Genomic DNA, 8,346 nt, shown 5'->3' with positions numbered 1-8,346 from the left:
CCCTGGAAAGCGCCCTGCGTTGCCCGCTGTTCAAACATGAGGGGCGCAACCTGACGCCACTGGAAAGCGCCTATGTGCTGGAAGAGCGCGCCCAGAAGCTGATCCAGGACGTGATCGAAAGCGTGCGTCTGACCCGCGAAGCCGCTGGATTCTCCGCAGAGCGTTTCAAACTGGGCTCGTTGTATTCACTGACGGTCAAGACCGTGCCGCAACTGATTATGGGTCTGAAAATCCGCCGCAGCGAACTGAATATCGACCTGATCCTCGGCTCGAATATCGATCTGCTGTACAAGCTCAAGAACATGGAAGTCGACGCGATCCTGGTGTCCCTCGACGACAGCATGAACGATCCGGACTGCGAGCAGATCCCGCTGTTCTCCGACGATATCTTCCTCGCCACACCGGCCGATTCACCCTTCGCGCAACAAGCGGAAGTCGATCTCAGCGATGTGCGCAACGAGACCTTCATCACCCTGACCCAGGGCTTTGCCACTCACCAGGACGGTAATCGGGTGTTCCAGCAGGCAGGCTTCGAGCCGAAGGTGGCGATGCAGGTCAACGACATCTTCACCCTGCTGAGCATGGTCAGTTCCGGGGTCGGTTATGCCTTGCTGCCGGGGCGGATTGCGGCGGTGTATGAGAACCGGGTGAAGCTGATTCCATTGCAGGCGCGCTATCGCCTGCAACAGCATATTGGCGTGGTGTTCCTCAAGGCCAAGGAGCGCGATCCGAATTTATTGGCGCTGTTGGCGGAGTGTCGGATGTATGCCCATCGGCATGCCTCTTGATAAACCGCGTCGCCTGCATCGCGAGCAAGCTCGCTCCCACATTTGATCTGCAGTGGTCACAAATACTGCGTTCACCGCAGATCCAGTGTGGGAGCGAGCTTGCTCGCGATGACGATGGAACATTCAACACAAATCCCGAACCTACCCCACAATCCCCCGCACAATGAAATACAACAACGACGGCCCCAACAGACACCCCAGCCCGGTATGGAAGGTCGCCGTCAGCGCGCCATAAGGCACCAGCCGTCGATCAGTCGCCGCCAGACCCGCCGTCACACCGCTGACCGTCCCGGCCAGACCGCCGAAGACCATCGCCGAGCGCGGGTTATCCAGGCCCATCCAGCGCGCTGCCATCGGTGTGCCAACCATCACCAGGATCGCCTTGATCAGCCCCGTGGCAATCGACAGCGCCACCACATCGGAACTCGCCCCAATCGCCGCGCCGGTCACCGGGCCGACGATGTAAGTCACCGCACCGGCACCGATGGTGGTCATGCTCACCGCATCACGGTAACCGAATACCCAGGCAATACTCGCACCAACGATAAACGGCAGCACCGTGCCCAGCACCAGCGCGATCGCGCCGATCATTCCGGCCTTGCGCGCTTCCGTGGCCTGCACCTCGAACGCCGTGGCGACGATCGCGAAGTCCCGCAGCATGGCGCCGCCCATCAGCCCGATGCCGGAAAACAGCGCCAGATCCGCCAGGCCCTTCTGCCCACCAGTAATAGTCCCGCCGACCCAGGCCAGCACCAGTCCGATGACGATGGCAATCGCCGAGCCATGGATCCGCCCGAAAGTCAGGCGCTTGGACAGCACCACCGAGACCCACATGATCACACCGACAAACGCAAACGCCGTGACCAGACCGTTATGTTCCAGCCCCTTTTCAATGAGATCCCACATATCAACGTCCCCCTGCGGTAACGGCAGACTGCGCGATATCGTCCGGCTCATCCGGCAATGGTTCGCCTTTGTGAGTCCGGCTGATCAAGGCAATGGTGAATCCGCAAATCACCACTGAACCGATCGCTGCCAATACCGCCACCGGGCCGCCGTGCAGCGCGGTTACCACGTTTTGTTGCGCCGCCATGGCTACCACCACTGGAATGTACATGGCACCCCAGAAGCCGACGCCCAGCTCGCACTCCTTGGTCATCCCGCCTTGGCGGTGCGTCCATAAACGCGCACAGATCAACAGGATCATGGCGATACCCACACCGCCGACGTTCGACTTCACTCCCAGCAATACACCGAGCATGTCACCCAGAATCACCCCTGCCAGCGTACAGATTGCCAACAGCGCCACACCGTAAATAATCATTGTTGTCATCCTCAAAGTGCATCGTCGAAGTTGTTGTTTTTGTCCTTCGAAAGCCTGACTAAGGTTGGCGGCTTCCCTCCTCTCGCAACAGTGCTTGCAAGGTGTCCAGGCGCGCACCGTCGAAAGCAATGGCCGTGCCTTGTTCGAACACCCGGCGCGCCAGCCCGGTGAGCACCGCACCCGGCGGCAGTTCAATCTGCAGCCGCACGCCACGCTCGTAAGCGCTTTGCACGGTGCCGCGCCAGTCGACAACCCGGCACATGTTGAAAGCCAGATCGTCGCGCAGCAGTTCGACCGTACGAATCGGCCGGGCGCGGCTGCCGCTCAGGTATCCCAACCTCGGAACCTGCAGCGGCACCTGAGCAAAGGCTTGCGCCAGGACTGCTGCAGGTTGTTCCAGCAGCGGACAATGAGACGGCACGCTGACCGCCAACCGCTTGGCCAAACCGGCACCACAACTGCGAGCCAGCTCGGCAACTGCTTTCATCCCGTCGTCACTACCGGCGATGACCACCTGGTTATCGGCATTGATATTGGCCAGATAGACCGGTGTCTGCGGGCCATGAACCTGCGCCAGCAACGCTTCCACCGCCGCCAGATCCAGGCCGATAATCGCGGTCATGCCATAGCCTTGTGGATAAGCCTGCTGCATCAACTCACCACGCAGGTTGACTAGACGCAGCGCATCACCGAAAGCCAACGCACCGGAAATTACCGCTGCCGGATAGGCGCCGATGGACAGCCCCGCCACGTAGTCCGGTGCCGGTGCTTGCTGCAACAGCAAACGCGAACCCGCGACTCCAGCGATCAGCAGACACAGCTGAACCGCACGGGTCGAGGCCAGAGCCTGGGCTGAGTCCAACAGCAGAACGTCCTCACCCAGCACCTCGCTCGCGTCTTTCAAACACCCTTCAACCACTGGATTTTGTGGCAGACGATGGAGCATGCCCGGCTGCTGCGCGCCCTGGCCCGGAAACACCAGCAGGCTGCTCACGCTGCCTGCTCCAATGCCTGCCACGGATCCAGCACCAACCGCGCACCGCTGGCACTTTTAAGCAGCACCCGCGGCGCTGAACCGGCCCATTCGCGCAAAGCGACGGCACCGTTGGGGGTTTGCAATTGCAGGTCCACCGGGCACACGGCGCAGTCCAGCAGCTTGAGTAACTCCAGTGCCTGAACACGATCAAGCGGCTGCGGGGTACGCAGGATCAAGTCGAGATCGCTGTGTTGATGCAGGGCCACAACACCGCTGGCCAACTCGAACCCGGCACTGCCGCTGACGCCCCAGTTCAAACCACCTGCGTCGAGCAATGGACGCAGTTGAGCCAAGGCCTGCAACGCCGGCCAGTGACGATCCGTCTCGACATGACAAAGCTCCTCCGGTCGCACTCGCCGCTGGATTGCCGCGACCGTCATCAACGTGGCGTAACGCTGCTCACGCAAACGCCCACGCACGCCGACGGCGATCTGGTCGGCTGCAACCAGCGCGCGCCGCACCACAACCGGCTGACCGGCGCTCATGGCCTCAACGGCCCAGGCCGGCGCATCCGCAGGCAACTGTTCTAGCGTCAGTCCCCAGAGCAGATCATGGGCAAATATCCCGGTCATCTCGCTCACCACTGCTTACGCAACAGCTGCCGAACCTTGCTCGACGCTGCTCGATTGCTGGCACCCAGGCGGCTGCTCAGATCATGGCCGCTGGCTTCCACATCGCGAATCGCCTGAGCCAGACACGCATTCACCTGTGCCAGATCACTGGCCGTTGGCTGCTCGATCTGGCTGACTTCCAGAGTCTCCCAGAGCAAACCCAGGCTGGCGAAGCTGTCGATGTCATAGGCCATCGGCGGCACGCTGGCGGCCAGGGCTTCGAGCTCTTCGACGCTGCGCAAAGTCACTCGCGCTGCCGAGGCCTTGCCCATGGCATGCACCATCACACCGGGATCGCGCAGGGCGATCAGCCGATTGGCTTGATAACCATGGGCGAGGAACGCCCCGGACATCGCCTTGCCCACCAACAGACCAATCACCGCATGTCCGGCCAGCCGCGCCCGGGCATAACTGTCCACGGCGCCCGCCAATGCCTGATGAATGCCCAGCGCTTCCTCGCGCCGGCCATAGGCCTGACTCGGCACATCGACGATGGCGATCAAGGCGCGTTTGTGCGACTGGTTGCGATCCGCCTCGATGACTTCATCAATCGCCTTGGCCAGGCCCCAGCCTTCCAGCAGACCGACCTCACCGTTGCGGGCGCGAACAAAGCGGTTTTCCGGGTCCGCCACCACGGCGAGAAAACGCACCGGTTGTTCCCCCAGAAGACCGTCGGCGACTTTCAACGAAGCGGGCAATCCGCTCACAGCTGTAGCGCCACCACTCAAGGCCTGGAACCACTGCAAACCCCTCAGGGAAAAAGTACTCATGAGCGCGCTCCCTGGTACAGTTCGCGAACCGTCGCCGGATCGATTTGCGGTTCGGCATCCAGACGGGCCAGACGTTGCAAGAACAGTTCGGCCTGACGGCTGCGTTGCTCAGTTGGCAAACCCTGCTGAAGCAATTCACTGACCTGCTGCTGAATCTGCGCCACGTCGTCGGCCACATAACGGTCCACCAGGCCACTGGCAAACCGCTGTTCACCGCCGGTCAGGCTCCAGATGAAGGGCCGGTCGCGGGAGTCATATTCTTCAAGCCCGGCTTCCTGCTCGATCACCTGCGGGCCGTTGAGGCCCAGACGTGCTTCCCGGGTCACCCCTAGATAACTGCACAACCCGGCGGCAATCGACATGCCGCCAAAGCAACCGACACTGCCGGCCACCACGCCAATCACTGGCTGGTATTGGCGAAGGTCAACAATGGCTGCATGGATATCGGCAATCGCCGCCAGGCCGAGGTTGGCCTCCTGCAAGCGCACGCCGCCGGTTTCCAGCAGCAACACGGCGCGGGTGGCGATGCCGTTGCGGTTGTCCTCGGCCGCCAGTTCCAGCGCACCGGCGATCTTCGCCCCGCCGACTTCACCCAGGCTGCCGCCCTGGAAAGCGCCTTCGATGGCCGCGATCACCACCGGCAAACCGCCAATGCTGCCCTTGGCGATCACCACGCCGTCATCGGCTTGCGGGACCACACCTTGGCGCGCCAACCACGGCGACATCAGTCGTTGGAATGGATCGAGCAATTCGCGAAAACTACCGGCGTCGAGCAAGGCCTTGGCCCGCTGACGAGCGCCGAGTTCGACGAAGCTGCGTCTTTCAAGGTGTAGTTTCAGCAAGGCTGCACTGTCAGTCATGACCGATCTCCTCGAAGCCTTGTTCCAGACGCAAACGCACCACACCCGGCGTGGCACCGAAATCATGAATATCGATCATCAGCGCCGGTGGCGTCGATTCGTCGAATATCCGTTCGAACAGATGCTGCCAACGTTGCGCGCTGCCATTGACCGAAGTCTGCACCTGAATCGTCAGCTTGCCGGCCTGACCCGGCTCCAGCAGCACTTCCAGATCACCGGAACCGACACAGCCCACCAGCGCCCTGCCCTTGGCCGGCTGCCCGGCGGGGAATTCAAAGGATAAGGTTTCCATCAAAATGCTCCCTGGATGAAGCCGTCGCCAGCCTCGATACGATCGATCAACAGGCACGCCGCGAGCAAATCCGCAGCGCCGCCGGGCGAGGCGTTCAACGCCAATAGTTGTTGGTCCAGCTCATAAAGACGACGGCGCCCGCCAAGGCTCGCGCTGCCGCCAGCGTCGAGCACTGCTTGCGCGCCGTGTTGCATGGTTTGCAGGCCGGCCGGGCCAGCGCGATAGAGCACGCAGGTATCGGCCAAAGTGGTCATGATCGCCAGCAAGGCGTCGAGCCGGGCGTTCTGTTCACCATGGCCCTCGGCACGGCTGCGCTTGAGTTGCGGCAAAGCGCGCTGAATCACCGCCGGGAAGCCGAGTTGCGCTTCTTCCCGAGCTCCGCGGGCGCCGTAGCGTTGCGCGACTTGAGCGCCGTGGCTGAGGGGACGCGGGGCGTAGCGGTCGTCGAGCAAGGCCAGCCGCGCGGCACGCAAGGTCACGGAGCCAGCACCAGTGGACTCAGGTTCCAGTGCCGCAGCGGCCACCAGCAGGCCCAAGGCCCAGATTGCCCCGCGATGGGTGTTCACACCATTGGTGGTGGCAAGCATCGCTTGCTCACCTTCGCGGCCAATTCGCCCAAGGGCTTCGCGCAATGGAAATCCGATTTCGCCGAACTCGATGGCGGCTTCAGCCATCTCCTTGAATGCCGGCCACAAGGACAGTGCCGAAGCGTGCATCAGTCCAAGGTGCAAGTCGGTATGAGCGCCATTGCTTCGGCGATCGACCAGCGCCGGTTTCGGCGACAGGTCGGCTTCGTCGATCAGCGCGTCTACCGCCAGATCCGCCAGGCGCTCGGCCTGGGAGAGGGTTTTCGGTTGCAGGTTGAATGCGTGCATTACCAGCTCCTGAATTTGGCGGGCGGGTTGTACAAGCCACCCGACCACTCCACCAGATCGGCGACACTTTTCGCCGCGAGCAATTCGCGGGTAGCGTCGGTGCGACGGATGCCGAGGTCTTCCGGTAGCGCGATCAAACCTTCGCGGCGCATGCGGGCAGTGTCTTTCGGGTTATGCCGCAAGCCGATGACGGTCACCCCGGCGACTGCGGCGATCATTGCCTGGCGCTCTTCCAGGGAGCGGGCCTTGTACAGGTAGGCGATGCCTTCTTCGGTGAGCAGGTGGGTAACGTCGTCGCCGTAGATCATGATCGGCGCCAGCGGCATGCCGCTTTTCTTCGCCACCTCGACCGCGTCCAGAGTCTCGACGAAGGTCGGTTTTCCGCCCTCCTGAAAAGTCTCGACCATCTGCACCACAAGCTTCTTGCCGCGCTCGAGCAACGCTTCGGGGGCATCGCCATGGCGCATATCCAGCCAGGCCGGCGTGCCGTGACGGCGACCGCGGGGGTCATGGCCCATGTTCGGCGCACCGCCGAAACCCGCCAGGCGTCCACGGGTGACGGTCGAGGAATGTCCGTCGCCATCCACCTGCAAGGTCGCGCCGATAAACAGGTCTACCGCGTACTGCCCGGCCAGTTGGCAGAACATCCGGTTCGAGCGCAGTGAGCCGTCGCGCCCGGTGAAGAACACGTCCGGCCGCGCGGCGATGTAGTTCTCCATCCCCAACTCGGTGCCGAAGCAATGCACGCTCTCGACCCAACCACTTTCGATGGCCGGAATCAGGGTGGGATGGGGGTTGAGGGTCCAGTTGCGGCAGATCTTGCCCTTGAGCCCGAGGGATTCGCCGTAGGTCGGCAGGATCAGCTCGATGGCGGCGGTGTTGAAGCCGATGCCATGGTTGAGCGACTGGACGTTGTGTTTTTCGTAGATGCCGCGGATCGCCATCATCGCCATCAACACATGCACCGGTTTGATGTGCCGTGGGTCACGGGTAAACAGCGGTTCGATGTAGAACGGCTTGTCGGCCACCACCACGAAGTCCACCCAGGAGGCGGGAATGTCCACGCGGGGCAACTCGCTGACGTCGTCCACCAACTGGTTGACCTGGACAATCACGATACCGTCGCTGAAGGCTGCGGGTTCGATCAGCGCCGGGGTGTCTTCGGTGCTTGGCCCGGTGTAGATATTGCCCGCGCGGTCGGCCATGAATCCGGCCGACAGCACCACGTTGGGAATCAGGTCCACCACCAGTCGGGCATAGAGTTCGATGTAGGTGTGGATCGCGCCGATTTCCAGCAGACCGTCTTCGAGCAACTGGCTGATGCGCAGGCTTTGGGTGCCGGCAAAGGAGAAGTCCAGCTTGCGGGCGATACCGCGCTCGAACAGGTCCAGATGCTCGGACCGGCCGACGCTGGGCATGATCATGTGCAAGTCATGCAGCTTTGCCGGATCGGCCTTGGCCAGGGAGCGGGAAAGGAAGTCCGCCTGCTTCTGGTTGTTGCCTTCGAGCACCACCCGGTCGCCGGGCATAATCAACGCCTCCAGCGCCGCGACAATCTTGTCGGTCGGCAACACCACACCATCGGCGAGACCCCGCACTTGTTCGAGGCGACGCTGCTTCTCGCTACGCCGCCGCGTCCAGCGCGAGTTGGGGGATATTATTGTTGTCATGCTCACTCCACGGGTTCGCTGTCGTGGAGCTACCTTAGGAGCGAATGGAGAACGGCATCAATCAAGCAGAGAGACGGATTGTTACGGTCAGGGTAATGAATTGACCACAATTGAGTGGCC

Annotated in this window: 10 protein-coding genes; 1 reads left to right on the top strand and 9 read right to left on the bottom strand. The window is 62.2% G+C overall.

From position 1 onward, the window contains the following. On the top strand, positions 1–788 hold a 788-nt coding region (locus F8N21_RS12305), incomplete at its 5' end, for a LysR substrate-binding domain-containing protein (protein WP_150642401.1). Positions 789–929: 141 nt separating this feature from the next. Here the strand turns inward: F8N21_RS12305 and madM are convergent. The 9 genes from madM to mdcA are packed head-to-tail and all read right to left on the bottom strand — an operon-like array spanning position 930 to position 8,226. Further along, positions 930–1,694, bottom strand: a complete 765-nt coding sequence (gene madM, locus F8N21_RS12300; RefSeq protein WP_150642400.1) for a malonate transporter subunit MadM — start codon at positions 1,692–1,694, stop codon at positions 930–932. 1 nt (position 1,695) lies between these two features. Continuing rightward, positions 1,696–2,112 carry a malonate transporter subunit MadL gene (gene madL, locus F8N21_RS12295; RefSeq protein WP_150642399.1) on the bottom strand — a complete coding sequence of 139 codons (417 nt, stop codon included), beginning with the start codon at positions 2,110–2,112 and terminating at the stop codon, positions 1,696–1,698. Between the two features lie 58 nt (positions 2,113–2,170). Further along, positions 2,171–3,106, bottom strand: a complete 936-nt coding sequence (mdcH, locus tag F8N21_RS12290; protein ID WP_150642398.1) for a malonate decarboxylase subunit epsilon — start codon at positions 3,104–3,106, stop codon at positions 2,171–2,173. After that, positions 3,103–3,720: a malonate decarboxylase holo-ACP synthase gene (locus F8N21_RS12285; protein WP_150642397.1), complete on the bottom strand. Its 618-nt coding sequence runs from the start codon at positions 3,718–3,720 to the stop codon at positions 3,103–3,105. The genes mdcH and F8N21_RS12285 overlap by 4 nt, the downstream gene beginning before the upstream one ends. A gap of 5 nt (positions 3,721–3,725) precedes the next feature. Further along, positions 3,726–4,529, bottom strand: coding sequence for a biotin-independent malonate decarboxylase subunit gamma (gene mdcE, locus F8N21_RS12280; RefSeq protein WP_150642396.1), 804 nt, complete (start codon positions 4,527–4,529; stop codon positions 3,726–3,728). Continuing rightward, positions 4,526–5,389 carry a biotin-independent malonate decarboxylase subunit beta gene (locus F8N21_RS12275; protein ID WP_150642395.1) on the bottom strand — a complete coding sequence of 288 codons (864 nt, stop codon included), beginning with the start codon at positions 5,387–5,389 and terminating at the stop codon, positions 4,526–4,528. Before F8N21_RS12275 ends, mdcE begins: the two co-directional genes overlap by 4 nt. After that, positions 5,382–5,681, bottom strand: a complete 300-nt coding sequence (locus F8N21_RS12270) for a malonate decarboxylase subunit delta (RefSeq protein WP_150642394.1) — start codon at positions 5,679–5,681, stop codon at positions 5,382–5,384. The genes F8N21_RS12275 and F8N21_RS12270 overlap by 8 nt, the downstream gene beginning before the upstream one ends. Beyond that, the gene (locus tag F8N21_RS12265; protein WP_150642393.1) at positions 5,681–6,556 is read right to left on the bottom strand and encodes a triphosphoribosyl-dephospho-CoA synthase; all 876 of its coding nucleotides are present in this window, start codon (positions 6,554–6,556) and stop codon (positions 5,681–5,683) included. The genes F8N21_RS12270 and F8N21_RS12265 overlap by 1 nt, the downstream gene beginning before the upstream one ends. Then, positions 6,556–8,226: a malonate decarboxylase subunit alpha gene (gene mdcA / locus F8N21_RS12260; RefSeq protein ID WP_150642392.1), complete on the bottom strand. Its 1,671-nt coding sequence runs from the start codon at positions 8,224–8,226 to the stop codon at positions 6,556–6,558. The genes F8N21_RS12265 and mdcA overlap by 1 nt, the downstream gene beginning before the upstream one ends. Positions 8,227–8,346: the final 120 nt, after the last annotated feature.

The organism is Pseudomonas fluorescens, from assembly GCF_902497895.1.
Classification (GTDB): Bacteria; Pseudomonadota; Gammaproteobacteria; order Pseudomonadales; family Pseudomonadaceae; genus Aquipseudomonas; species Aquipseudomonas fluorescens_BP.
Note: the sequence above shows the minus strand (reverse complement) of the source record. Positions and strands in the feature narration are given on the sequence as shown.